The 24,187-nt window shown below is 66.0% G+C and carries 20 protein-coding genes and 6 tRNA genes; 13 read left to right on the top strand and 13 right to left on the bottom strand.

From position 1 onward, the window contains the following. The 5 genes from pgsA to ACFWB0_RS18145 all read right to left on the bottom strand — a co-directional run bounded on the left by pgsA (position 1) and on the right by ACFWB0_RS18145 (position 4,475). Complete coding sequence (gene pgsA / locus ACFWB0_RS18165; RefSeq protein WP_378491855.1) at positions 1 to 675, bottom strand: phosphatidylinositol phosphate synthase; 675 nt, start codon at positions 673 to 675, stop codon at positions 1 to 3. Positions 676 to 784: 109 nt separating this feature from the next. Next, positions 785 to 1,306, bottom strand: coding sequence for an HIT family protein (locus ACFWB0_RS18160; protein WP_378491880.1), 522 nt, complete (start codon positions 1,304 to 1,306; stop codon positions 785 to 787). A gap of 41 nt (positions 1,307 to 1,347) precedes the next feature. Then, positions 1,348 to 3,414, bottom strand: coding sequence for a threonine--tRNA ligase (gene thrS / locus ACFWB0_RS18155; protein ID WP_378491854.1), 2,067 nt, complete (start codon positions 3,412 to 3,414; stop codon positions 1,348 to 1,350). Between the two features lie 156 nt (positions 3,415 to 3,570). Then, positions 3,571 to 3,894, bottom strand: a complete 324-nt coding sequence (locus ACFWB0_RS18150) for a DUF742 domain-containing protein (protein WP_378491853.1) — start codon at positions 3,892 to 3,894, stop codon at positions 3,571 to 3,573. A gap of 509 nt (positions 3,895 to 4,403) precedes the next feature. Further along, positions 4,404 to 4,475, bottom strand: a tRNA-Val gene (locus ACFWB0_RS18145). A 386-nt stretch (positions 4,476 to 4,861) separates the two neighbouring features. Between ACFWB0_RS18145 and ACFWB0_RS18140 the strand changes: the two genes are divergently transcribed. The 5 genes from ACFWB0_RS18140 (at position 4,862) to ACFWB0_RS18120 (ending at position 5,324) form a co-directional block, all read left to right on the top strand. Then, positions 4,862 to 4,934: transfer RNA gene (locus ACFWB0_RS18140), tRNA-Gly, on the top strand. Positions 4,935 to 4,959: 25 nt separating this feature from the next. Continuing rightward, positions 4,960 to 5,030: transfer RNA gene (locus ACFWB0_RS18135), tRNA-Cys, on the top strand. Between the two features lies 1 nt (position 5,031). Further along, positions 5,032 to 5,106, top strand: a tRNA-Val gene (locus ACFWB0_RS18130). A gap of 49 nt (positions 5,107 to 5,155) precedes the next feature. Then, a tRNA-Gly gene (locus tag ACFWB0_RS18125) sits at positions 5,156 to 5,231 on the top strand. 18 nt (positions 5,232 to 5,249) lie between these two features. Then, positions 5,250 to 5,324 (top strand) — tRNA-Val (locus ACFWB0_RS18120). Positions 5,325 to 5,377: 53 nt separating this feature from the next. Here the strand turns inward: ACFWB0_RS18120 and ACFWB0_RS18115 are convergent. Next, entirely contained in the window at positions 5,378 to 5,704 is a 327-nt protein-coding gene (locus ACFWB0_RS18115) for a hypothetical protein (protein WP_378491852.1), read from the bottom strand. Between the two features lie 302 nt (positions 5,705 to 6,006). Between ACFWB0_RS18115 and ACFWB0_RS18110 the strand changes: the two genes are divergently transcribed. Further along, complete coding sequence (locus ACFWB0_RS18110; RefSeq protein ID WP_378491851.1) at positions 6,007 to 6,561, top strand: GNAT family N-acetyltransferase; 555 nt, start codon at positions 6,007 to 6,009, stop codon at positions 6,559 to 6,561. A 42-nt stretch (positions 6,562 to 6,603) separates the two neighbouring features. On the opposite strand, the gene zapE is transcribed toward ACFWB0_RS18110, so the two are convergent. Continuing rightward, complete coding sequence (gene zapE, locus ACFWB0_RS18105; protein WP_378491850.1) at positions 6,604 to 7,614, bottom strand: cell division protein ZapE; 1,011 nt, start codon at positions 7,612 to 7,614, stop codon at positions 6,604 to 6,606. A gap of 175 nt (positions 7,615 to 7,789) precedes the next feature. On the opposite strand from zapE, the gene ACFWB0_RS18100 reads away from it, so the two are divergent. From ACFWB0_RS18100 to msrB, 3 genes are all read left to right on the top strand, one after another. After that, positions 7,790 to 9,349: an alpha/beta fold hydrolase gene (locus ACFWB0_RS18100; protein ID WP_378491849.1), complete on the top strand. Its 1,560-nt coding sequence runs from the start codon at positions 7,790 to 7,792 to the stop codon at positions 9,347 to 9,349. Positions 9,350 to 9,410: 61 nt separating this feature from the next. Further along, positions 9,411 to 10,694 carry a glycosyltransferase family 87 protein gene (locus tag ACFWB0_RS18095; RefSeq protein ID WP_378491848.1) on the top strand — a complete coding sequence of 428 codons (1,284 nt, stop codon included), beginning with the start codon at positions 9,411 to 9,413 and terminating at the stop codon, positions 10,692 to 10,694. A 52-nt stretch (positions 10,695 to 10,746) separates the two neighbouring features. Next, the gene (msrB, locus tag ACFWB0_RS18090; RefSeq protein WP_378491847.1) at positions 10,747 to 11,175 is read left to right on the top strand and encodes a peptide-methionine (R)-S-oxide reductase MsrB; all 429 of its coding nucleotides are present in this window, start codon (positions 10,747 to 10,749) and stop codon (positions 11,173 to 11,175) included. Here the strand turns inward: msrB and ACFWB0_RS18085 are convergent. The 6 genes from ACFWB0_RS18085 to hemE all read right to left on the bottom strand — a co-directional run bounded on the left by ACFWB0_RS18085 (position 11,138) and on the right by hemE (position 18,714). Then, entirely contained in the window at positions 11,138 to 11,860 is a 723-nt protein-coding gene (locus tag ACFWB0_RS18085; protein ID WP_378491846.1) for an HAD family hydrolase, read from the bottom strand. The two genes, msrB and ACFWB0_RS18085, sit on opposite strands and share 38 nt — an antisense overlap. Positions 11,861 to 11,887: 27 nt before the next feature. After that, a complete protein-coding gene (locus tag ACFWB0_RS18080; protein WP_378491845.1) occupies positions 11,888 to 13,150 on the bottom strand; it encodes a serine hydrolase domain-containing protein in 1,263 nt (420 codons plus the stop codon). Between the two features lie 44 nt (positions 13,151 to 13,194). Then, on the bottom strand, positions 13,195 to 15,483 hold the full coding sequence (locus ACFWB0_RS18075; RefSeq protein ID WP_378491844.1) for a molybdopterin-dependent oxidoreductase: 2,289 nt from the start codon (positions 15,481 to 15,483) through the stop codon (positions 13,195 to 13,197). A 77-nt stretch (positions 15,484 to 15,560) separates the two neighbouring features. Next, the gene (gene hemQ, locus ACFWB0_RS18070; protein WP_378491843.1) at positions 15,561 to 16,256 is read right to left on the bottom strand and encodes a hydrogen peroxide-dependent heme synthase; all 696 of its coding nucleotides are present in this window, start codon (positions 16,254 to 16,256) and stop codon (positions 15,561 to 15,563) included. Between the two features lie 5 nt (positions 16,257 to 16,261). Beyond that, positions 16,262 to 17,620, bottom strand: a complete 1,359-nt coding sequence (locus ACFWB0_RS18065) for a protoporphyrinogen oxidase (RefSeq protein WP_378491842.1) — start codon at positions 17,618 to 17,620, stop codon at positions 16,262 to 16,264. After that, complete coding sequence (gene hemE / locus ACFWB0_RS18060) at positions 17,617 to 18,714, bottom strand: uroporphyrinogen decarboxylase (RefSeq protein WP_378491841.1); 1,098 nt, start codon at positions 18,712 to 18,714, stop codon at positions 17,617 to 17,619. The genes ACFWB0_RS18065 and hemE overlap by 4 nt, the downstream gene beginning before the upstream one ends. A 117-nt stretch (positions 18,715 to 18,831) precedes the next feature. On the opposite strand from hemE, the gene ACFWB0_RS18055 reads away from it, so the two are divergent. From ACFWB0_RS18055 to ACFWB0_RS18040, 4 genes are all read left to right on the top strand, one after another. Next, positions 18,832 to 19,407, top strand: a complete 576-nt coding sequence (locus ACFWB0_RS18055) for a DUF3000 domain-containing protein (RefSeq protein ID WP_378491840.1) — start codon at positions 18,832 to 18,834, stop codon at positions 19,405 to 19,407. A 10-nt stretch (positions 19,408 to 19,417) separates the two neighbouring features. After that, a complete protein-coding gene (locus ACFWB0_RS18050) occupies positions 19,418 to 20,680 on the top strand; it encodes an HRDC domain-containing protein (protein WP_378491839.1) in 1,263 nt (420 codons plus the stop codon). Positions 20,681 to 20,821: 141 nt separating this feature from the next. After that, positions 20,822 to 22,030 (top strand): thiolase family protein, encoded by a 1,209-nt coding sequence (locus tag ACFWB0_RS18045; RefSeq protein WP_378491838.1) that lies wholly within the window; start codon positions 20,822 to 20,824, stop codon positions 22,028 to 22,030. Positions 22,031 to 22,032: 2 nt separating this feature from the next. Then, positions 22,033 to 24,141 carry a 3-hydroxyacyl-CoA dehydrogenase NAD-binding domain-containing protein gene (locus tag ACFWB0_RS18040; RefSeq protein ID WP_378491837.1) on the top strand — a complete coding sequence of 703 codons (2,109 nt, stop codon included), beginning with the start codon at positions 22,033 to 22,035 and terminating at the stop codon, positions 24,139 to 24,141. Positions 24,142 to 24,187: the final 46 nt, after the last annotated feature.

The raw sequence follows: 24,187 nt of genomic DNA, 5'->3' as shown, positions 1-24,187 counted from the left end.
TCATGACCGTTCCCCGTTGCCGGCATCCGTCTCGGACGCCGGAGTCGAGGCAGGCGGGAGCGGCAGCAGTTCACGCGCTCCCGGCGAGTTCCGCACCGCGAGGACACGCTGGAACACGGTGATGACCGATCCGGCAGCGAGCAGCCACATCGCGATGTGGATGGCCCAGTCCAGTCCGAGTCCGGTCAGCCCGGAACCGACGAGCACGATGACGAGGCGATCGGCGCGCTCGATGAGACCGCCGTCGGCGGACAACCCGCTCGCCTCGGCCCGCGCTTTCGCGTACGAGATCACCTGCGAGCACACGAGGCAGATCAGCGTTGCGATCACCAGCGGCCTGCTCTGCTCGTGATAGACCGCCCACCACGCCAGGCCGGCGAAGATCGCCCCATCTGCGACCCGGTCGCATGTGGCGTCCAGGACGGCACCGAAACGTGTTCCGCCGCCGCGGGCACGTGCCATGGCACCGTCGAGCATGTCGAACATTACGAACAGCCAGATCGCGAGTGTGCCGATGAACAGGTGGCCGGTGGGGAACAGGGTGAGCGCCGCCGCGATCGTGGCGACAGTGCCGATGACGGTCACGGCGTCCGGGGTCAGGCCGGTGCGGTTCAACGCGTGCCCGAGCGGTGTGGTCACTTTCGACACCGATGCACGACCGAAGAAGCTCAGCATTCCGAGACCCCCGAATTTCCCTTCGACCGACGTGTCCGGAACACGATCCTGCCATGACGCACCGCGACAACGCGGGTGTGGTCGAGAGTGGGGCCGTCGTCGGCTCGCTTCACTCGTCCCATGCCGAGGCCAGCAGTGCGCGGGTGTCGCGCAGCAGCTGCACCATCACCTTGGATCCGCCGAGGACGGTGATGAAGTTCGCGTCGCCACCCCAGCGCGGCACTACGTGCAGGTGCAGGTGTTCGGACAGCGAACCGCCTGCGGCAGCGCCCAGGTTGAGTCCGACGTTGAACCCGTGTGGACGCGACACCTTCTTGATCACCCGCAGCGCCCGCTGAGCAAACGCCATGAGCTCGGTGCTCTCCTCGACTGTGAGGTCTTCGAGGTTCGCCACCCGCCGGTACGGCACCACCATGAGGTGGCCCGGGTTGTACGGGTAGAGGTTGAGCACCGCGTACACGGATTCTCCGCGTGCGACGACCAGACCTTCTTCGTCCGCCATCTTCGGGATCTCGGTGAACGGCTCGTACGGCTCGCTCCGCAGTCCCGGCGATTCGGTGATGTACGACATGCGGTGCGGGGACCAGAGCCGCTGCAGGTGGTCGGATTCACCGGCACCACGATCGATCATCGAATCGGAGGTGTCGGCGGGGCCGGGAGTTCCCTCGCCGGTCAATTGGTCGCTCCCTGTTCGGCCGGCCGCACCAGTTCCGCGGTGGGAGAGGCGTTGTCGCGGCGACGCACCCAGTCGGACACGATGCTCACCGCCTCGTCGACGGGGACCCCGTTGACCTGGGTCCCATCGCGGAATCGGAAGCTCACGGCACCGGCGGCCACGTCACGTTCGCCGGCGAGCAGCATGAAGGGAACCTTCTGCGTCGTGTGGTTACGGATCTTCTTCTGCATGCGGTCGTCGGATGCGTCCACCTCGGCGCGGATCCCGACCGACTTCAGTTTTCCGACGACGTCGAACAGGTGCTCTTCGAACTCGGCTGCCACCGGAATGCCGACCACCTGAACCGGCGAGAGCCACGCGGGGAACGCGCCTGCGTAATGCTCGGTGAGCACACCGAAGAACCGCTCCATCGAGCCGAACAGGGCGCGATGGATCATCACCGGGCGGTGCTTCGCGCCGTCGGATCCGGTGTATTCGAGTTCGAACCGCTCGGGGAGGTTGAAGTCGAGCTGAATCGTCGACATCTGCCAGTTGCGGCCGAGAGCGTCGTTGACCTGCACGGAGATCTTCGGGCCGTAGAAGGCAGCTCCGCCCGGGTCGGGCACGAGGTTCAGACCCGACGCTTCCGCGACCTCGCGCAGCGTCTCGGTGGCGGTGTCCCACAGTTCGTCGCTCCCGACGAACTTCTTGGGGTTCTTCGTCGACAGCTCCAGGTAGTAGTCGTCGAGACCGTAGTCTTTGAGCAGGTCGAGAATGAACTCGAGCACGGTGGTCAGTTCGTCGCGCATCTGCTCGGGCGTGCAGAAGATGTGTGCGTCGTCCTGCGTCATGCCTCGCACGCGGGTCAGGCCGTGAACAACACCCGACTTCTCGTAGCGGTAGACGGAGCCGAACTCGAACATGCGGAGCGGAAGCTCGCGGTACGAGCGCCCACGCGACCGGAAGATCAGGTCGTGCATGGGGCAGTTCATCGGCTTGAGGTAATAGTCCTGGCCGGGCTTGCGGATCGTGCCGTCGGCGTTCAGTTCCTCGTCGATGTGCATCGCGGGGAACATGCCGTCCTTGTACCAATCGAGATGACCCGAGACCTCGTAGAGGTGTCCCTTGGTGATGTGCGGCGTGTTGACGAAATCGTATCCGGCCTCGACATGGCGCTCACGCGAGTAGTTCTCCATCTCTTGGCGGATGATGCCGCCCTTGGGATGGAACACCGGCAGGCCCGAACCGAGCTCGTCCGGGAACGAGAACAGGTCGAGTTCGGCGCCGAGTTTGCGGTGGTCGCGGCGCTCGGCCTCGGCGAGCAAATCCAGGTGGCGGTCGAGCGCTTCCGTGGACTCCCATGCCGTGCCGTAGACCCGCTGGAGGTCGGCGTTGTCCTGGTCGCCGCGCCAGTACGCTGCGGAACTGCGGGTGAGCTTGAAAGCGGGGATGAACTTGGTGGTGGGCAGGTGCGGGCCGCGGCACAGGTCCTTCCACACGAGTTCACCCGTGCGGGGATTGAGATTGTCGTAGATGGTCAGCTCTTTGCCGCCGACCTCCATGATCTCGGGGTCGTCTATACCCGACTTGTCGTCGATGAGCTCGAGCTTGAACGGCTCGTTCTTCAGTTCCTCGCGGGCATCCTCGATGTTCTCGACGACGCGGCGGGAGAAGCGCTGCGCATCCTTGACGATCTTCTTCATGCGCTTCTCGAGCTTCGCGAGATCGTCGGGCGTGAAAGGCCGCTCGACCTGGAAGTCGTAGTAGAACCCGTCCTTGATCGGCGGTCCGATACCGAGCTTGGCTTCGGGGAATTCCTGCTGCACGGCCTGCGCAAGGACATGTGCGGCCGAGTGCCGGATCACGCTGCGCCCGTCTTCGGTGTCGGCACCGACTGCCTCGACCTCGACGTCGGTGTCGGGGATCCAGGCGAGGTCGCGCAGCGCGCCTTCGTCGTCGCGGACGACCACGATGGCATCGGAGCCCTTTGCGGGCAGGCCGGCCTCGCGCACGGCGGCAGCGGCAGTGGTCCCCGCGGGCACCCGGACGAGTGTGGCTGGTTTCGCGGATGCGGGCGTGGTCACTGTGCTGGACTCCTCGGCTGGATGCCTGTTCTGGGGGCTGCTGCCGGGCGCGTCGACGATGCGCGACGGCAACCTCCCCATGCTATCGATATGCGCTCACACCGCTGAACACAGGGCGTGCCGAGCGGAAACCAGGCGACAGCACCCGCCGCGCCGTCAGAGCGAGTGCAGCCCCGTGAGTACACGTTCGAGAAGGTCGCTGCCCGGCCCCACGCGGTCCACGGTGCTGTGCACGGTCAGGACGCCCGCCCCCGCGAGGTCGCCGATCAGCACACGGGCCACTCCGAGAGGGATTCCGGCGAGGGCGGCCACCTCCATCGTCGATCGCGGTTGTGCGCACAGGCCGACGACCACACGGTGTTCCTCCGCGAATCGGCCGGCGATCATGCTCATCGCCGACGGGACCGTGGACACCAGGGCTTCGAGCGGCAGGTCGATATCGGCGCGGGTACGGCCGCCACTACGAACGAACGGTCTCACGAACGATGACGTGTGCTCTTCCAATTTTCCGACTCCCCCAGTGCCTTCGAACCCAGTGCCGTCGAACGTCCGATCCGTTGTTCGGGATTCACGGCGTGCCATCACACCGGCAGCCACTTGTTCTCCGGCGGTCGGCCTTACCCCCTCGGCCGACGACGGTGTCGCTGCAGCGTCCGTTTCGGACACCGGCTCCCCCTCTTCAGAGGGTGAATATACAAGATCGTCCCGCTTCGTGCGGTGACGTGGACGCCTGGGCCCGAAGCGGGCACCCGTCGTCCCCACTGCCGGCCATGCGCCGTCGGCGACACTCATCTGACGAATCCTCCTCGAACCACCGTGGTCTGCCCTGCATCGCCCACGCGGACTTCGATGGCCGCAGACGTGCACATCGTCGAGCGGGAAAGAACTTCTCGTCCCACCGGATCACACAGTCACCACTGCGCTCGACGGTTGCATGCCAAGGTACGCAAAAAGGGCACCCTTCGCAGGGTGCCCTTGTCGTGTACCTGTGGTCCCGGCTGGGATCGAACCAGCGACCTTCCCGGTGTGAACGGGACGCTCTTCCACTGAGCCACGGGACCGTTCCGCTTTGCAGCGGCTCGAACGGAAAGAAATTTAACATGCACCCCTATGTCAACACGAATCAGCAGGTCATGAGCCTTTGTCAAGATTGCATCCGAGTGATGACTACACCTCCTCGTCTGCCAGGACCCCTCCTTTTCGGGGCAGCACCCCTCGAGTAGAGGCCTCTCGGACGAGAGGTGCACCTCGGGCGAGTCGCGGTCTTCGCCGCATGCCTTCCCGGCGCGCCGTCGGCACCCGTTATGCCCTCCCCAGGGCCCCACACAGCTCATCCAACGCCGTCCTCGCTGAGTTTTCTTTTGCTGACCTGCAGATTTGTGTGTTTCCGCGATGGTCGGCTAAGTTTTTAACCGCACCACGGAGAGCACGACGCCACGGTGCGAGTGCGGATGTAGCGCAGCTGGTAGCGCATCACCTTGCCAAGGTGAGGGTCGCGGGTTCGAATCCCGTCATCCGCTCGAGAGGTTGGACTCGACCTTTTATGGTGGAGTGGCCGAGTGGTGAGGCAACGGCCTGCAAAGCCGTGCACACGGGTTCGATTCCCGTCTCCACCTCGCGCGATTAGCTCAGCGGGAGAGCGCTTCCCTGACACGGAAGAGGTCACTGGTTCAATCCCAGTATCGCGCACCAGGATCGACCAGCACGTGGGTCGATCCGAGTTTCACCCCAACGTGCGAATGCGGATGTAGCGCAGCTGGTAGCGCATCACCTTGCCAAGGTGAGGGTCGCGGGTTCGAATCCCGTCATCCGCTCCACACCGGCGTCAGTAGCCGGCGCGATTAGCTCAGCGGGAGAGCGCTTCCCTGACACGGAAGAGGTCACTGGTTCAATCCCAGTATCGCGCACCAGAACACAGTGAAGTCCCCCTTCGGATTCCGAAGGGGGACTTCACTGTTTCCGATCAGCGCCCGACGCTGAGCCGGTTGGCGCCGGCGATCATGGCGCGCAGCGTGGACTCCGCTGCGGCCTCCCCCGTACCCATGGCCCACATCTGCTGTTCGCCCTGCCGGCAGAGGAGGAACGTCGCGTACGATCCACCGAGTTCGCGCTGATCGAACGAGAGGATCTCGAGGCGGATTCCGAGATCGTGGAGCAGCGCGGTCATTCCCGCGACGGGACCGTTCGCGACCGCCGACGCGGTATGGATCGTTGCATTCACTGCCAGCGTCGCCTCGTACGAGTTACGCCCCGCCCCCAGCGCGGTGGCGCGCCATCCACCGAGACACACCGGACCGTTCTGCGGTGCATAGATGGCGGTGAATCGTTCCCAGGTCGATCCGGCCCCACCCTAGAACCCCGTTGTGACGAGTGCAAACATCCTCCCGGGAACTGTGTGATGAAACCGTGACCGCTCGAATCGAGATACAACTTGGAAGCTGAGGAATCCCTCATGTATCGTGGCAAGTGCCATCCCCCCCGATGGTAATGAACCCCAGCCATGACCCCCCATCCAAGGCTGGGGTTCAGCCATATCCGGGCACTTTCCGTGTCGGTACGCGCCGGACCTCCGGCGGCTGGTTCACTGGATTCATGCCGACACCACTCGACGAAGCCACCGCACCCGTCTCAGTGCGACGTGCGGGAATCTGGGACGCAGAGAGCCTCGCCGATGTAGCGGCAGCGACATTTCCGTTGGCGTGCCCACCCGACGCGACGGACTCGGACATTGCCGCATTCATCGAGGCCACTCTCACGGCCGAACGATTCAGCGAGTACCTCACGGACCCGACGCGGATCGTCCTCGAGGCCACGATCGACGGTGAGATCGTCGGTTATCTCATGGCCATCGACGCTCCCCCCGACGACCCGGGAATCGCCGCAATGATCACCGCGCGTTCGATCGAGATCAGCAAGTTCTATGTACTCCCCGGCAGACACGGAACGGGAGTCTCGAAAGCTCTCATGGCAGCAATCGTCGAGATCGGGCGCTCCCGCGGACACGCCGGCCTGTGGCTCGGTGTGAATCAGCAGAATTCACGAGCGCGTCGCTTCTATGCGAAGGAAGGGTTCGACATCGTCGGCGAGCGCACCTTCACGGTGGGGTCGCAGCTCCACGAAGACTTCGTGATGCAGCGCACCGTGTAGGACGTGCACGCTGCATCAAGGTCTGCCGACCGGACCGCGAGATCAGGCAGGAACCTCGAAGCGCGACAGCGCGAGGAGTCGCGACGTGGCCCGGAGGTACTTCTTGCGATAGCCGCCGGACAGCATCTCCGGTGTGAAGATCTCGTCGAGCTTCGCGCCCGCCACCGTCACGGGAATGCTCGCGTCGTACAACCGGTCGGCGAGGACAACCAGCCTCAGGGCGACCGACTGGTCGTGGGCCGGGTGAACGCCGTTGAGGAACACCGAGCTGACACCCTCGACCAGTTTTCCGTAGCGAGACGGGTGCAGCGTGCTCAAGTGTGCGCACAACTCGTCGAAATCGTCGAGCGTCGCGCCGGCGATCTCGTTGGCACGCTCGACCAGGACCTTCGCTTCGACCGGTTCCGGCGCCGGCGGAAGGTCGCGGTGACGGTAGTCGGGGCCGTCGACCCGGTGCGTCTCGAAAATGGAGCCGAGCTTCTTGATCTCACGAAGGAAGTCCTGCGCCGCGAACCGGCCTTCGCCGAGCTGGCCGGGAAGGGTGTTCGAGGTAGCGACGATCGAGACTCCGCGCGCCGACAGCTCGGTCAGCAGCCGGGACACGAGCATGGTATCGCCCGGATCGTCCAGTTCGAACTCGTCGATGCACAGCACACTGTGGGTCGACAGTTCCTCGACAGCCTTGTTGAATCCGAGTGCACCGACGACATGGGTGAGTTCGACGAACGTACCGAAGGCCTTGGGCGCGGGGGCGCTGTGGAAGATCGAGGCGAGCAGGTGGGTCTTGCCGACGCCGAATCCGCCGTCGAGATACAGACCGGCACCCGTGGACGGCGCCTTGCGGCCGAACAACCCACGCTTACCGCCGCGAATCTTCCCGACCTTCCCGACGAACGCCTCGGCTGCGGCCACTGCGGCTGCCTGGCTCGGCTCGTTGGGATCCGGGATGTACGACGCGAAGCTCACCTCGTCGAACATCGCGGGCGGCACCATTTGGGCCACCAACTGGTCTGCGGGCACCACCGGATTCCGGTCGACGAGGCGTTCGTGCATTACACCAGGATAGTGGCGCCGAATGGCACAACCAGCACAGGACGGGGTAATGGGACCTACTTCACAAGCCGTTCACGGTGAGTTCACCGCATCGGAGCACGAGACAGGTACACGTCGACCCACTCCGAGCGCACCGGCGCGCACCGCCGCGGCGCGCACCTGGCAGGCTGTCCGCATGCGCAGAACCGGGGTGCTCGCTGTGTGTTGGCTCGCAGTTGCGTCGGTGGTAGCCGCGTGCGGTGCCGGCCCCTCGATCCGACCCGATGTGGCAGTCGTCCAGGACGTGGGGGGCGAGCAGCAGGTCGAGCCCGAAGAGAGCGACCCCGGTGCCGCCGAGCTTCCGGTACCGCAGAACGACCTGGCCTGGCGAGACTGCACAGCCGAGACGGTCGGTGCGTTCGCACTCCCCTCCGGCCCGACCGGGCTCGTTCTCGAATGCGCGCAGATTCCCGCACCGATCGACGTGACGGGAGCGGTGCCCGGATCATTTCCGCTCGGAGTCGTCCGCGCACGGATCGCCGATACTCCCACCGATGTCGCGCCGCTGGTCGTGACGACCGGATCCGATCTTCCGTCGAGCCGCGCGCTTGCAGCACTCGCGACAGGCCCGATGTCGGCGATCCTGACCGCCAGGCCGCTGGTCGCCATCGACCGTCGTGGGCTCGGAATGTCCCAGGAGATCGACTGCATCTTCGGCGCCGACCGCCGCGCCCTCGCCGATCTCGGTCAGTTCGGTCGCAGCGGCGATGCATCGGATCGCGTCGCCGAGCTGGGCAGGCAGGCGACCATCTCGTGCACCGACTACCTGCAACCGCAGCAACTGATGTTCGGTACATCGAATGCCGCGAGCGATATCGAGCAGTTGCGGCGAGCATGGGATGTCGACCAGTTGGGTTTGCTCGGGATCGGAAATGGCGCAACCGTCGCACTCGCGTACGCAGCCACCTATCCCGGTGGTGTCGGGCGGCTGATCCTCGACTCGCCCGCCGCAGCGACCGCGGACGCCGAGCTGCTCGCCGAATCCAGCGCACGAGGCGCGGAAGCCGCAGTCGACGAGTTCTCCCGTCGATGCGCCGCACTGGAGTGTTCGCTGGGTGCGGATCCACGCGGAGCGATCGAGGAACTCTACGGTCGGGCCGCGGACGGTCTGCTCGCACCGGTGTCGTCGAATGCGCTTCTGACGGCGATCACCGCGTTCCTGGGCACCCCCCGCGCCGACCTTCAGGCTCGTATCCGGGAGCTGTCCGACATCCTGTCGGCCGCCCGAGACGGCGATGTCATGCCGCTGCTCGAATCCGTAGGGGCAGCAGAAGCGATGCTCTCGACGGACGGTCAGTGGGTCTCGCGGTGCAGCGACGGGCAACGATGGCCGACACCGATGCGCGCCGCCGAACTACAGAAGAACTGGTCGGCGACGTATCCGTTGTTCGGCGGCGACGCCGCTGTCGCTGCGACGTCGTGCGCGGCGTGGCCGAGCATGGCCGCACCGTCGCTCCCCGCGGCGCTCGACGTGCCGGTGCTCGTCACCAGTGCGGCAGCAGACCCGATCGTCGGAAATGCAGGCCTGGAATCGGTGACCGGTGCACTGACCGCGAGTGGTATCCGATGGGCGGCACTGGCATGGCAGGGAGCCGGGTATTCCGCGACACTGCATTCGACATGTGCACAGAGCCGCGCCGAGGCGTATCTGGCCGACGGAGTACTTCCACCGAACGGCAGCCTCTGTCCGGCCTGATCGCGGTTCGGCAACCTCCCTGGATGCGCCGTTCGGTCCCGCTGCAGGGTACCGTGCCGTAGTGTTCCTCAGCAGTCTCGAGCCTCGCACCGCCCGCACCACAGCGGAAGTGGTCAAGTACGTCGTATGGCCACTGGCCGTACTGACGGTGTTGCATCGGGTCGTCATCAAAGCCGTCAACAGATTCCGGACCGACGACTTCAAGCCCGTGTACGAGGCCGCCCTGGCGTTCCTCAACCGTCGCCCGGTATACACGGCCAACTTCCAGTGGGTGGATCCGCACTATCTGTATCCACCGTCGGGAACGCTGCTGATCTCACCGATCGCCGTCATCGATCCGGAGCGCTCCCGGTGGCTGTTCATCCTCGCGAACGCCATTGCGATCCTCATTGCGCTCTATCTGCTGCTGCGGATGTTCGGGTTGCGTCTCGACTCCCCCGTCGCACCGATCCTCGTGCTGGCTGCGTTCGCGTCCGAGACCGTTACGAACACCCTCGTGTTCACCAACATCAACGGCCTCGTGCTGCTCGGCGAGGTTGCGTTCCTCGCCTTGTTACTGAAGCGCCGAGATTTGTGGGCAGGCGTCGCGATCGGTCTCACGTTCGCCGTCAAACCGATCTTGGCGCCCCTACTGTTGTTACCTCTCCTGCGCGGTCAGTGGAAGGTGTTCCTCACCGCAGCGGGCGTCCCCCTGGCGTTGACGGCCATCGCGTGGCCGTTGTCGGTCGATGCGTGGCAGTTCGTCGAACACACCGTCCCGTACCTGCTGGAATCGCGCGACTACTTCAACAGTGCCATCGTCGGCAACGGTATGTACTACGGGCTTCCCGGCTGGCTGGTCGCGGGCCTGCGGGTCGTACTGGGGCTGATGGTCGTCGCGTCGCTGTGGCTGCTGTACCGCTACTGCCGCGACGACGAACTGTTCTTCGTCTGCACCAGCACGGGTGTGCTTCTCGGCGCGTCGTTCCTGCTCAGCTCGCTCGGGCAGATGTACTACTCGATGATGTTGTTCCCGCTGATCATGACCGTATTGCTACCGAACTCGGTCATGCGGAACTGGCCTGCGTGGCTCGCCGTCTACGGTTTCCTCAGCTACGACTCGTGGCTGTCCGGACGCTGGGTCGAGGCCGGCCGCGCAGCCGAGTACATGAAGACGACGTTCGGGTGGTCCCTGCTGCTGATCGTGGTGTTCGCAGTGCTACTCGACCGGTACCTCGCTGCGCGCCGCGAAGGTCGTCTCGACGGTGGAATCGAACCGTCACATCTGTTGCCTACTGCGAAGACCGGGGCGACGACCCCGCCGAAGCCGGACCCGGAGCCCGAGCGGGAGACCGCGACACCCTGACCTTGCCCCCGGCTCGTGGCACGGCGACCCCGGCACCGCTAGCGTGGGTCCCATGACTACCACTCCCCGATCGGAACCCACGCCGAAGGTCACGCACAGCGACGACGAGTGGCGCGCCAAGCTCAGCCCGGAAGAGTACGCCGTGCTACGCCAGGCGGGTACCGAACGCCCCTTCACCGGCGAATACACCGATATCGAGACCGACGGTGTCTACGAGTGCCGCGCGTGTGGTGCAGAGTTGTTCCGTAGCTCGGAGAAGTTCCCTTCGCACTGCGGCTGGCCGTCGTTCTTCGATCCGGCCGAATCCGAGGCCGTGATCCTGCGCACCGACGACAGCCTCGGAATGCGGCGCGTCGAGGTTCTGTGCGCGTCGTGCCACAGCCACATGGGTCACGTGTTCGAGGGCGAAGGCTACCCGACACCCACAGATCAGAGGTACTGCATCAACTCGATCTCCCTGCGCCTGGTTCCGAAGGGTTGATGCCGGCGGCCGACAGTGCTCGCCACAAGGCATCGGGTCGTTCCGCGGTCGGACGAGGTTCGACGAGCTGGAACGAGCATCCGATCTCACGGGCTGCGCCGTCGGCCTTCTCGCTGTCTCCGATCATGAGGGTGCGCTCCGGCGCGACACCGAGCGTGTCGACCGCGTGCCGGAAGATCTCCGCCTCGGGTTTGACCGCGCCGACTTCGAACGACAGCGTGAATGCCGAGACGAGGTCGTCGATACCGAGGGCCGCGAAGGCCGGCCGGATGTCGAAAGCGATGTTGCTGAGGACACCGACGCGGTAGCCGTCGCCGGACAACGCCTCGATCACCGGAACCGTGTCGGGGTACACGGTCCAGCAGTCCGGGTCTGTCACCTTGGCGTACAGATTCTGTGCCTGTCGCGGGTCGGCGACGCCTGACTTGCGTAGCACGGTGAGGTACGCCTCCCGATGCCATTTCGGGTCGCGGTCACGATTGGTCCAGGCGTGATGCTCCTCCGCATCCATCTCGACCGGTTGCCCGGTCGGTGCTGTGAGGCGCCGCATCAGTTCGGCCTGCTGGTGCACGTCGAACGACGCACCGGCACTGTCGGTGATCTGCTCCATCCAGCTGTCGTCCTCCTCGAGCCGGAAGAGCGTGCCGGAGAAATCGAACAGGACCGCGTCGTACGAGTTCGTCATGGTGTCGAAGCTAATGGCTCTGTCGCCTCAGTTCGCGTACATCTCGTCGATCAGGCCCTTCGCGATCGTCGAGGCCGGGTCGCGGCCGTCGACACCGGGAGCCAGGTTTGTCCATACGATGAGCGTGACGCCGTTCTCGGGATCCGAACCCATGAACGAGTTGTATCCGGGGAGCTCGCCGGTGTGGCCGTACATCGGGCCCATCTTGGCGATTCCCCAGCCGTAGCCTGCCGCCTCCGGCACGGACGGATCGGTCGGGAGGATGCTGTCCATCCGCTGCTGTTGCAGGTCCGCGTCGAGCATCGAGCCGTCGGTGAGCGCCTTCACCCAGGTCGCGAGGTCGTTCGCGGTGGAGATACCCATTCCGGCCGACGACGTCCACGAAGGATTGTTGTTCGTGACGTCGGTCGGGGCGAGGGTGCCTGCCTTCGCTTCGTCCTGCATGCTCTGCGGCAGCGCCGGATAGGTGAGGGTGAGCATGTTGGTGCCGTAGAAGTACCCGTGCGAGTAAGGGGTGGGAATCGACGTGTCGGTGACATCCGGATACGACGATTCCGTCATCCGGGTGGATCGGAAGATCCGGTCGTCGTAGATCTGCGGCAACGGCCTGCCCTCGAGTTGCTCGGCGATCAGGCCGAGCAACACGTAATTGGTGTTCGAATAGTGATATCCCTCGCCGGGCGGGAAGTAGGGCGGGTTCGCGAAGGCGAGGGCGAGCAGGTCCTCGGGTGACCAGACACGCTGGGGGTCGTTGTCCAGTGCCTCGTTCAGTTCCGGTGTCTCGCTGTAGTTGTACAGACCGGAGCGCATGTTCAAGAGCTGTTCGATCGTGATGTTCTCGCCGTTCGGCACGTCGGGCCGATGCTCCGACACCGGATCCGAGAGCGCGATGTTGCCCTCCTGGACCAGCTGCAGGATGACGGTCGCGGTCCAGGTCTTGGTATTGGAACCCACACGGATATGGTCGTCGGCAGAGACTGGATCGCCGCCGTCACGTTCGGTGGTGCCATACGTTGCGGTGATGGTGCCGGACGGCGTATGCAGCAGCGCCACCGCGCCGGGCAGCAGGAACTCCTGCGCGCCCGCGTCCAATGCGGCTTGCAGTCCGGCCTGGTCGACCGGAGACACGGTGCCGGTCGGAGACGCGCCTGTGGCAGAGGTCGTCGGTCCCGGCGACGTGGCCTGTGCGGTGTCGTCACCCGAATCCGCACACGCGCCTGCGAACAGGATCAAGGCCACTGCGGCGCCGGCAGCCCGCAGACAACGGTTGCTTACTGCGCGACGCTTCATGAACATTCAGGCTACTGGGACATCACTCATCATGGTGACGTATTTCACATACGGCGCCGGATGGCGGGCGGGTCGTACGCGCGAATCGGTGGGAGCTCACCGTCGAAGCGTTCGATCTCGACGAGAACATGTTGTCCGGTGCAGCCGTGCGACAGTCGCGACGTGCCCACATCGGCAGTGAGCACGTTCGGATTTCCGTGCACACACATCGACCCGGGATCCTCGGGGTCGAGGGGGTCGTACCACGCGCCGGTCGAGAGCTGGACCACCCCGCGCAACACTCCGGCGTCGAGTGCGACCCCGGCAAGGCAGGCACCACGGTCGTTGAACACCCGCACCACGTCCCCTTCCGAGAGGTCGCGCGATGCAGCGTCAAAGGGATGCATCCGGATCGGTTCGCGTCCCCGAATCTTCGACGCCTGACTGACCGCGCCGTGATCGAGTTGGCCGTGGAGCCGACTCCGCGGCTGGTTCGCGATCAGGTGCAGCGGGAACCGCTCGGCACGTGCACCTCCGAGCCACTCGTCGGGCTCGTACCACTTCGGATGCCCCGCGCAATCGTCGTAGCCGAACCCGTCGATGTCCGCGGAGAAGATCTCGATGCGGCCACTCGGGGTCCGCAGCGGGTCGCGCTGCGGGTCGTCGCGGAACTCCTCGAACAACGTCAGATCGTCCTCGGTCCGCATCCGCACATGACCGCGATGCCAGAATTCCTCGAACTCGGGTGGGTCCTCGACCCTGGCCGAATCGGCGAGGACGAAACCGCGCCACTGCTCGTAGAGATATTCGAGCCACTCGTGCGCGCTGCGTTTCTCGGTGAACCGATCGCCGAAACCGAGTCGGTAGGCGAGCGCCGAGAACGTGTCGTAGTCGTCGCGGGCCTCTTCGAACCGGGGTACCGCCGCCTGCATCGCTACCAACAGCGGGTCGCTGCGAGTGCAGGTGAGATCGTTGCGCTCGAGGGTCGTGGTGGAGGGCACGACGATGTCGGCATGTTTTGCCATCGGGGTCCAGTACGGATCGTGGACCACGATCGTGTCGGGGCGTCCCAATGCACGACGGAGCCGACCGATGTCCTGATGGTGATGGAACGGATTTCCGCCCGCCCAGTAGACGAGCCGGATGTCGGGGAACGTGTACTGCTTGCCGTCGTAGTCGAACTTCTCCCCCGGTCGCAGCAACAGATCGGAGATCGCAGCCACCGGGATGAAGTCGTCCACGTCGTTGTTGCCCTGGAACAGCGTGGGCAGCGGGTACGGCACCGGCGCAGTGCCCGGCTCGTTCATCGATCCGTAGCCGTGACCGAATCCTCCCCCCGGCACACCGATCTGTCCGAGCATCGCCGCCAATGTGATTCCGGCCCACGGCGCCTGCTCGCCGTGCCGAACCCGCTGCAAAGACCACGACACCGTCACCAACGTGCGCGAGGACGCCATTCGGTGTGCGAGATCGATCAATGTCCGCGCGGACAATCCCGTCAACTCCGCCGCCCACGGCGGTGATTTCGGGATCCCGTCGGTACGGCCGAGCAGATAGTCCTCGAACTTGTCGTAGCCCGTGCAGTAACGATCGAGGAATCGGCGGTCGGCCAGGCCCTCGGTGGCAAGAACATACGCCAACGCGAGCATGACCGCGACATCGCTCCCCGGCCGCGGTGCGAGCCACTCGCACTCGCCATGTGTGTCGTCACGAAGCGGACTGATCGACACGATACGGCCACCACGGGCCCGCATACGGTCGAGCGCGTCGCGGGTGGGGTGGTCGCTGTTCCCGCCGTCGTTGATGGAGGTGTTCTTCACGGGGACGCCGCCGAAGCACACGAGCAGCTCGGTGTGCCGGGCGATGAGATCCCAATGGGTCGAACGCGCGAACAGTTTCCAGTGGGTCCCGACGACGTGGGGCATGACCACACCGGTCGCGCCGAGCGAATAGCTGTGCACCGAGCGGGTGTAACCGCCGAACATCTTGAGGAAGCGGTGCACCTGGCTCTGCGCATGATGGAATCGTCCGGGCGCCGACCATCCGTACGAACCACCGAAGATCGCACGGTTGCCGTAGCGATCCGCGACGCGTCGCAATTCACCGGCGAGCAGTTCGGTCAGTTCGTCCCACGACACGGCGACGAACTCGTCGCTGCCGCGTCTACTGCTGGGCCCGGGACCATGTTCGAGCCACCCTCGACGCACCACAGGCCCGGCGATGCGGGCGCGGTGCCGCACCGAGCCCGGCACGTTCCCGAGGATGGGCGACGGGTCGCGGTCGCCGGCGAACGGGTGCGCAGCGACAACCTCGCCCTCGCGCACCTCCGCCGAATACATCCCCCAGTGCGCCATATGCGAGTACCTCGCGTGCGCCATATGCGAGTACCTCGCGTGCGCCATATGGGAGTACCGCGCCCCGTCGGACATGATCAGGGAAGTGAAGCGATCAGCGACTCTGGCGCGACACGCGGACCGGAGAAGAACGGCGTCTCCTCCCGGACGTGCCGCCGTGCCTCGGTGGCACGCAGGTCGCGCATCAGGTCGACGATCCGATCGAGCGCGGGGGCTTCGAACGCAAGAATCCATTCGTAGTCACCGAGCGCGAACGACGGAACGGTGTTCGCGCGCACGTCCGGGTACGGACGCGCTTCCTTGCCGTGGTCGGCAAGCATCTTGCGACGATCGGCATCCGGAAGCAGATACCAGTCGAGCGAACGCACGAACGGGTACACACAGATGTAGTCGCCCGGTTCCTCACCTGCGACGAACGCCGGGAGGTGGCTCTTGTTGAACTCCGCCGGCCGGTGCAGCGCGGTGTTCGACCACACCGCGGTACTCGCACGCCCGAGGATCGTGGTGCGACGGAATTCAGCGTAGAACTTCTGCAGATCCTCGATGTGTTCGGCGTGGGTCCAGATCATGAAGTCTGCGTCGGCGCGCATCCCTGCAATGTCGTAGATCCCGCGCACGATGACGTCGGTGCTGTCGAAGGAGGCGAGGAACTTCTGGAAGTCCTCGATCGCCTCCGTCCGATCTTCACCGAGCGCACCCGGCCTGACCTGGAACACCGACCACATCGCGTAGCGAAGCGTGGAATTGAGCTTGTCGAAATCGAGACGTGCCATGACTCTCATCCTGCCACTCGTGCCGCGAGCCGTGCTGCGGCCTTTGTGCCTGATTCGACACACGCCGGAACACCTACCCCGTGCAGCATCGCGCCGGCCACTGCAATTCCGTCGATTCCGTCGATTTCCCGCTCGAACGCCGCCACGATCTCGGTGTGTCCGGCACGGTACTGAGGCAGGCCGCCGTGCCACCGCTGCACAAATGCCGCGACGGGCTCAGCGGTGACTCCGGTGACGGTGGCGAGGTCGGCGCGGGCAAGAGTGCTCAGCTGTTCGTCGGATGCATCGACGAGCCGGTCGTCGCCGAACCGGCCGAACGACGCGCGCACGAGAGCGACGTCGCGTTCTGCGAGATGCGGCCACTTTCGTCCCGACAGCGTGAAAGCCTTGGCCGCCAGTGTCTCCCCGGTGGCGACTAGGATGCCCGAGTTCTGTGGCAATGCTGTGCCCGCCGGCAATGCGAGCGACACGGTCACCGACGACGCGAGCGGAATCTCGGCGGCGTGCGCGGCGGCGGCAGGCACCGGATCGGTCAGCAACGCCGCCGCCTCCGGTGCGGGAACCGCCAGGATCACACCATCGACCTCACCGACCGGATCGAGTGACCAACGACTCCCGCTACGACGCAGGTTCGACGCGACCGTTCCGTAGTGGATCTCGGCGCCTGCTGCGCGTTCGAGCGCGTCGAGGAGCACACCGTAGCCACCGCGCAACGTGCCGAACACCGGCTTGTCGGAGGGAGTCGGGAGCGCGCTCGCGACCGCCTCGGTCAGGCTCGCCGCACCGTCGTCGAGTGCGCGTGCGAGGGTCGGCACCGTGGCGCGTACCCCCGCTGTGTCGGACAGGCCGGAGTAGACGCCGCCGAGCAGCGGGTCGACGCTGCGGCGCACCACCTGTTCGCCGAACCGCGACCCCACCAACTCTGCGACCGACATGTCCCCGTCGCGGTCCCAGCCGAGAGGCACCTCGGGCTCACCCACGATGCGGGCAAGGGTGTGCTCGTCGACGAGCCCTTCGAGGGACCGGGCGTCGGCGGGAATTCCCATCAACGTTCCGGTCGGCATGGGGTGCAGTGCCGCGCCGGCGTAGACGAGGGGACGTGCTCCTGACGGGTGGACGAGCTGATCGGTGAGCCCGAGTTCGTCGAGCAGAGCGGGCACCTCGGGTCGCCGCCCGATGAATGCCTCGGCACCGACGTCGACGGGAGCACCCGCCAGCGAGACGGTGCGAAGCTTGCCGCCGAGTCGGTCCGAGCGCTCGAGCAGCACTATCCGGGCGTCCGGGCCCAACGTCGCCCGCAGCCGATATGCCGCGACGAGTCCGGTGATGCCGCCACCGACGACGGCGACGGCAGGCGCGCTCACAGCGAATGCACCAGCTCTACGACCCGGGTGAGAATGGTCGGATCGGTGTCGGGGAGCACACCGTGACCGAGGTTGAAGATGTGTCCGGTCGCGCCGGTCGCGAGGGCGCGGTCGGCAGAGGCGATCACACGACGGACTTCGGAGTCGACGACGTCCCAGCCGGCGAACAACAGCGCCGGGTCGAGATTGCCCTGCAGTACCTTGCCTGCCCCGACACGCTGCGCCGCGACGTCGAGCGGCACCCGCCAGTCGACACCCACGACATCCGCGCCGACCTCACCCATCGCGCCGAGAAGTTCGCCCGTTCCGACACCGAAGTGGATTCGGGGAACACCGGCGGACTCGAGTTCGGCGAACACCCGCTGTGAATGCGGCATGACGAACTCCCGATAGTCGGCGAGTGAGAGTGCACCCGCCCACGAATCGAAGAGTTGAACGGCGTCGACGCCGGCTTCGAGCTGCGCGCGCAGGAACACGAGGGCGATATCGGTGAGCTTGCCGAGCAGTGCATGCCAGGTTTTCGGATCCGCGTGCATGAGCGCTTTGGTGTGTTCGTGATTGCGGCTCGGTCCGCCCTCGACCAGGTACGACGCGAGTGTGAACGGTGCACCGGCGAACCCGATGAGCGGTGTGTCGCCCAGTTCGCGGGTCAGCATGGTCACTGCCCGCGCAACGGCGCCGACCTCTTCCGGTTCGAGGCGTGGGAGTGCAGCGACATCGGCGGCGGTGCGGATCGGTTCGGCAACGACCGGACCGGTACCCGCGACGATGTCGAGGTCGACACCCGCAGCTTTGAGGGGCACCACGATGTCGGAGAACAAGATCGCAGCGTCGACCTTGTGACGACGTACGGGCTGCATGGTGATCTCGCACACGAGGTCGGGATCGAAGCAGGATTCGAGCATCCCGGTTCCCACTCGGATCTCGCGGTATTCGGGCAGCGAGCGGCCTGCCTGACGCATGAACCACACCGGCCGGTGTGCTGGTTTCTCGCCGCGGGCCGCGGCGAGAAGCGGGGCGTGCGGGAGGGCCCGCCGCGTGGGGTACTGCGTGGCCGCAGGGGAGCCGACGTTCGTGTTCTCCAAGCCGGTCATCGATCCTCGTTCTTCCGAAAGGCACGGGTCGCTGCCCATGCTGCCACGCGTGTCCGGTCCGCTGGAATCGGCGCGCCTCCCGCGTGTGCTCGGTCACCGGCACTAACGTCCGCTGGCGTGACCACCTCGCCTGCCGAGCCGGCCCGCTTTCGCGCCGCTGTCGACGCGATGAAAGCGGCTACCGTGCGACCGGAGATCGAGGTCGAACCGATCCGGCCGCCGCAGCGACTCGCCCCTTTCAGCTACGCGCTCGGTGCCGAAGTCCTCCATCCCGACGAGACCGATGTTCCGGAAGACTCGGAGGGCGACGCGTTCGGACGGCTGATCCTGTTGTACGACCCCGATGGCGACGAGGCCTGGCACGGAACCACCCGCCTGGTCTCGTACATCCAGGCCGATGTCGACGCGAGCCTGGCTGCCGACCCGTTGCTTCCCGAGGTCGCGTGGAGCTGGCTCGTCGATGCGCTCGAGGCCCACCACGAACCTCTCACAGCGCTCGGAGGCACGGTCACCTCGACGAGTTCGGTGCGTTTCGGTGACATCGCGGGGCCGGCACACGCACATCAGTTGGAATTGCGTGCGTCGTGGACGCCGACCTCCGAGGTGCTCGGACCCCACGTCGAGGCCTTCTGCGAAGTCCTTGCGTACGCAGCAGGACTGCCACCGACCGGAGTCTCTCGCCTGCAGCGATAGAGTCACGGCCATGTCGGCAGGAAACGATCACGACCCGATCCCTTCGGACGACGAGCCCGCTGCGGCCACTGTGCCGTTGCTGGCACCGCGAGAGGGTGTCCCCGACGTCGTCACGACGGCGGCGGACGTCGACGAGGCCGCGGCGCTGCTGGCGCGTGGCCACGGTCCGCTCGCGGTCGACGCCGAGCGCGCATCGGGTTATCGGTATTCCGCCCGCGCGTATCTCGTCCAGCTCCGGCGTCGCGGTGCGGGGACCGTCCTGATCGATCCGATCCCGATCGCAGGAGGGCTCGGATCTCTCGCATCGGTGATCAACGAACTCGAGTGGGTCTTGCATTCGGCCGATCAGGATCTGCCCGGCTTGGAGGAACTCGGGCTGCGTCCGGCGATGCTCTACGACACCGAACTCGCGGGGCGGCTCGCGGGATTCCCGCGGGTCGGGCTCGCCGCGATCGTCGCACAGACACTCGGTTTCGAACTGAAGAAGGGTCACGGCGCTGCCGACTGGTCGAAACGCCCGCTGCCCGATTCGTGGCTCAACTACGCCGCGCTCGACGTCGAGATCCTCGTCGAACTCCGCGACGAGATGGCCGCAGAGTTGGACCGGCAGGGCAAGTCGGAGTGGGCTGCACAGGAGTTCGAGCATATTCGGCTCGCGGGTCCGCCGAAGCCGAAGCCCGAGCGGTGGCGTCGCACCTCGGGGGTCCATGCGATCAAGAACGCCCGCAAGCTGGCGATCGTTCGGGAGCTGTGGACGGCCCGCGACGAGATCGCCACTCGGCGCGATATCGCACCGGGACGGATCCTGCCGGATTCTGCAATTGTGTCGGCGGCACAGTCCGTTCCGAACACCATCGACGGTCTGCGCGGGCTACCCGTCTTCGGCGGCCCGCGCCAGCGGCGGTCCTCGCGGGCGTGGCTCTCCGCGATCGAGCGTGCCCGAGCTCTGCCCGATTCCGAACTTCCACCGCTGACACCACCGCTCGATGGTCCGCCTCCTGCGGGACGCTGGGCACGTCACCATCCCGAGGCTGCAGCTCGCCTGACGGCCGCCCGTACGGAACTCTCCGCGTTGGGCGAGGAAGTTTCGGTGCCGGTGGAAAATCTCGTGAGCCCCGAGCTCGTGCGACGCCTGTGCTGGGACTGGGAGCTACCCGCGACCGCCGACGCGGCCGCCTACATCGACTCCCGGTTCGCGGCGGGGGGCGCGCGTCCGTGGCAGCGAGAATTGACTGTCACACGGCTTTCGAAGGCCCTTGCAGACGAGAATTAGAGGCGACCACGCCACGCAAGTTACTCACCGGTAATGACGATGTAGGGTGATGACGAGACCGGTCACCGCTCGGTGCCCGGTCCGCCTCGCCTCGCCGCGGAACGTGTCGGCGAGGACACCGCTCCACCGGGAGGAAAACGCGTGGCTTCCACCACCTCGAACCAACGCAACGTCGTCTTCGTCGACGGCATACGTACCCCGTTCGGCAAGGCGGGCCCGAAGGGCATCTACGCCGACACCCGCGCCGACGATCTCGTCGTCAAGGCCATCCGGGAACTGATGCGCCGCAACCCCCAGCTCGATCCCGCCCGCATCGACGAGGTCGCTGTCGCGGCCACCACCCAGACCGGCGACCAGGGGCTGACGATCGGTCGCACCTCCGCGATCCTCGCCGGGCTTCCCGAAACCGTGCCGGGGTTCGCGATCGACCGCATGTGCGCCGGCGCGATGACCGCAGTGACCACCACCGCATCGGGAATCGGCTTCGGTCAGTACGACGTCGTGATCGCCGGCGGTGTCGAGCACATGGGCCGCCACCCGATGGGTGAGGGCGCCGACCCCAACCCACGCTTCCTCGCCGACAAGCTCGTCGACCCGAGTGCGCTCGTCATGGGTAATACCGCCGAGAACCTGCACGACCGGTTCCCCAGCATCACCAAGGCCCGCACCGACGCCTACGCGGTGAACAGCCAGAACAAGTACGACGCCGCCAAGAAGGCCGGCTGGATCGCCGACACACTCGTGCCCGTCGCAACCCGCTCGGGCTCGGGATGGGGACTGGCCACAGAGGACGAGCCGCCCCGCCCCGGGACGACGATCGAAGATCTCGCGAAGCTCAAGACCCCGTTCCGTCCCGCAGGCCGGATCACGGCAGGTAACGCGGCCGGCCTCAACGACGGCGCGACCGCCGCGATCCTCGCGGGCGAAGACACCGCGCGTGAGCTCGGTCTTCCCATCGGCATGCGCATGGTCGGCTTCGCATTCCAAGGTGTCGACCCGGCCGTCATGGGTATCGGTCCCGTTCCGGCGACCGAGAAGGTCCTTGCCCGCACCGGTCTGAGCATCGACGACATCGGCCTGTTCGAGATCAACGAGGCGTTCGCCGTACAGGTGCTCGCGTTCCTCGAGCACTTCGGCATCGCCGACGACGACCCGCGCGTCAACCAGTGGGGCGGCGCCATCGCGTGCGGCCACCCCCTCGCATCGTCGGGTGTACGCCTGATGACCCAACTCTCCCACCAGTTCGCGCAGCACCCCGAGGTGCGCTACGGACTGACCACCATGTGCATCGGTCTAGGCATGGGCGGCACCGTGATCTGGGAGAACCCGAACTTCGAGGGAGACAAGTAGACATGACCGATCTTTCGTCCCTGTTCGCCGACGAGGTCGTGACGAACGCCTACACCACACTCGTGTCGGTTCCCGGACTCGAGGGGCAGATCGCCCTGGTCACCCTCGACAACGGGTTCGATCACACCAAGCCGAATTCGTTCGGTCCCGCCGGGCTGGCCGCGTTCGGCGCTGCCCTCGACAAGGCGTTCGCCGCGAATCCGGTGGCTGTCGCCGTCACCGGCAAGCCGTTCATCTTCGCTGCCGGCGCCGACCTCAAGGGTGTCCCCGCGGTCACCGAGCACGCGCAGGGCGTCGAGCTCGGCAAGCTCGGCCACGACGTGTTCCGGAAGTTGCGCGAGTCGTCGGTCCCGACGTTCGCGTTCGTGAACGGTCTGGCCCTCGGTGGCGGACTCGAAGTGGGTCTGCACGCGCACTACCGCACCGTCGCGGACAATGTTCCGGCCCTGGGCCTGCCCGAGACGATGCTCGGCCTCGTCCCCGGGTGGGGTGGCACGCAGTTGCTGCCGAACATCGTCGGCCCGGAGCACGCGGTCACGCTCATCCTCGAGAACCCGCTGAACAACGGACGCACCGTCCGCGCAGCCCAGGCGAAGAAGCTCGGTTACGCCGACGAGGTCTTCGGCTCGGCCGACTTCCTCGAGCAATCGCTCGCCTGGGCCGTGAAGGTCATCAACGGTGAGATCACACCCGCACGCCCCGAAATCGATCGTGGCGCCGGCTGGGATGCCGCGATCGCCCGGGCCAAGGCCCTGGTCGACGGCAAGACCCGGGGCTTCGCCCCCGCCGCACTGCGCGCGATCGAACTGCTCGAACTCGCCCGTGGCACCGACATCTCCGACTCCGCGTCGCTCGACAAGGGATTCGCCGCCGAGGACGAAGCACTTGCCGACCTGTTGCTGACCGACGAACTGCGCGCGGGCCTGTACTCGTTCGATCTCGTCAACAAGCGTGCGAAACGTCCGGCCGGGGCTCCCGACAAATCGCTCGCCCGGAAGATCACCGGTGTGGGCATCGTCGGCGCCGGCCTGATGGCAAGCCAGCTCGCGCTGCTGTTCGTGCGTCAGCTGAAGGTGCCGGTGATCCTCACCGACATCGATCAGGAGCGCATCGACAAGGGTGTGGGCTACGTGCACGCCGAGATCGACAAGCTGCAGGGCAAGGGTCGCCTCTCCCCCGACGCCGCGAACCGCCTGAAGGCGCTCGTGTCCGGTTCTCTCGACAAGGCCGCGTTCGCGAAGACGGACTTCGTCATCGAGGCCGTGTTCGAGAACATGGATGTCAAGAAGAACGTGTTCGCCGAACTCGAGCAGCACATCTCGCCCGAGACGATCCTCGCGACCAACACGTCGTCGCTGTCCATCACCGAGATGGCCGCGGATCTGCAGCACCCCGAGCGGGTCGTCGGGTTCCACTTCTTCAACCCGGTCGCGGTCCTCCCTCTCCTCGAAGTGATCAAGGGCGAGCAGACCGACGACGCAACCCTCGCCACGGCATTCGCCACCGCGAAGTCGCTGAAGAAGTCGGCTGTGCTGTGCGGCGACAAGCCCGGTTTCGTGTTCAACCGCCTCGTCACCCGCACCCTCGGTGAGGTCATGACCGCGGTGGACGAGGGCACGCCGTTCGAGGTGGCGGACAATGCCGTCGGCGCGCTCGGTATGCCGATGTCACCGTTCACGCTGCTCGCGCTCGTCGGGCCGGCCGTCGCGCTGCACACCGGCGAGACGCTCCACGCCGCGTACCCGGATCGCTTCGTCTCCTCCCCCGGCCTCGAGGCACTCGTCGCAGCGAAGAAGCCCGGTGTGTGGTCCTACGAGGGAGGCGCGCAGGTCGTCGATCCCGAGGTCGCTGCACTGTGGCCGCAGGGCGAGAACCCCTCGACCGCCGACGAGGTCCTCGATCGGACCCGGCGTGCGTTCGCCGAGGAAATCCGCATCATGCTCGACGAGGGCGTGGTCGCGGCCCCCGAGGACATCGATCTGTGCCTGATCCTCGGCGGTGGTTTCGCGTTCTGGAACGGAGGAATCACCCCGTACCTCGATCGCACCGGTGTCTCCGAGGCGGTCAACGGACAGCGTTTCCTGGCGCCGGGAGTTGCCGGCGTCTCCTGACGTTTCCGATCCGTGAGAACGAGGGGCGTGTCACCTGTCGGTGACC

Source organism: Rhodococcus sp. NPDC060086 (assembly GCF_042730275.1).
Classification (GTDB): domain Bacteria; phylum Actinomycetota; class Actinomycetes; order Mycobacteriales; family Mycobacteriaceae; genus Rhodococcus.
The sequence above is the reverse complement of the archived record's forward strand: the minus strand, read 5'-3'. Positions and strand labels throughout refer to the sequence as shown.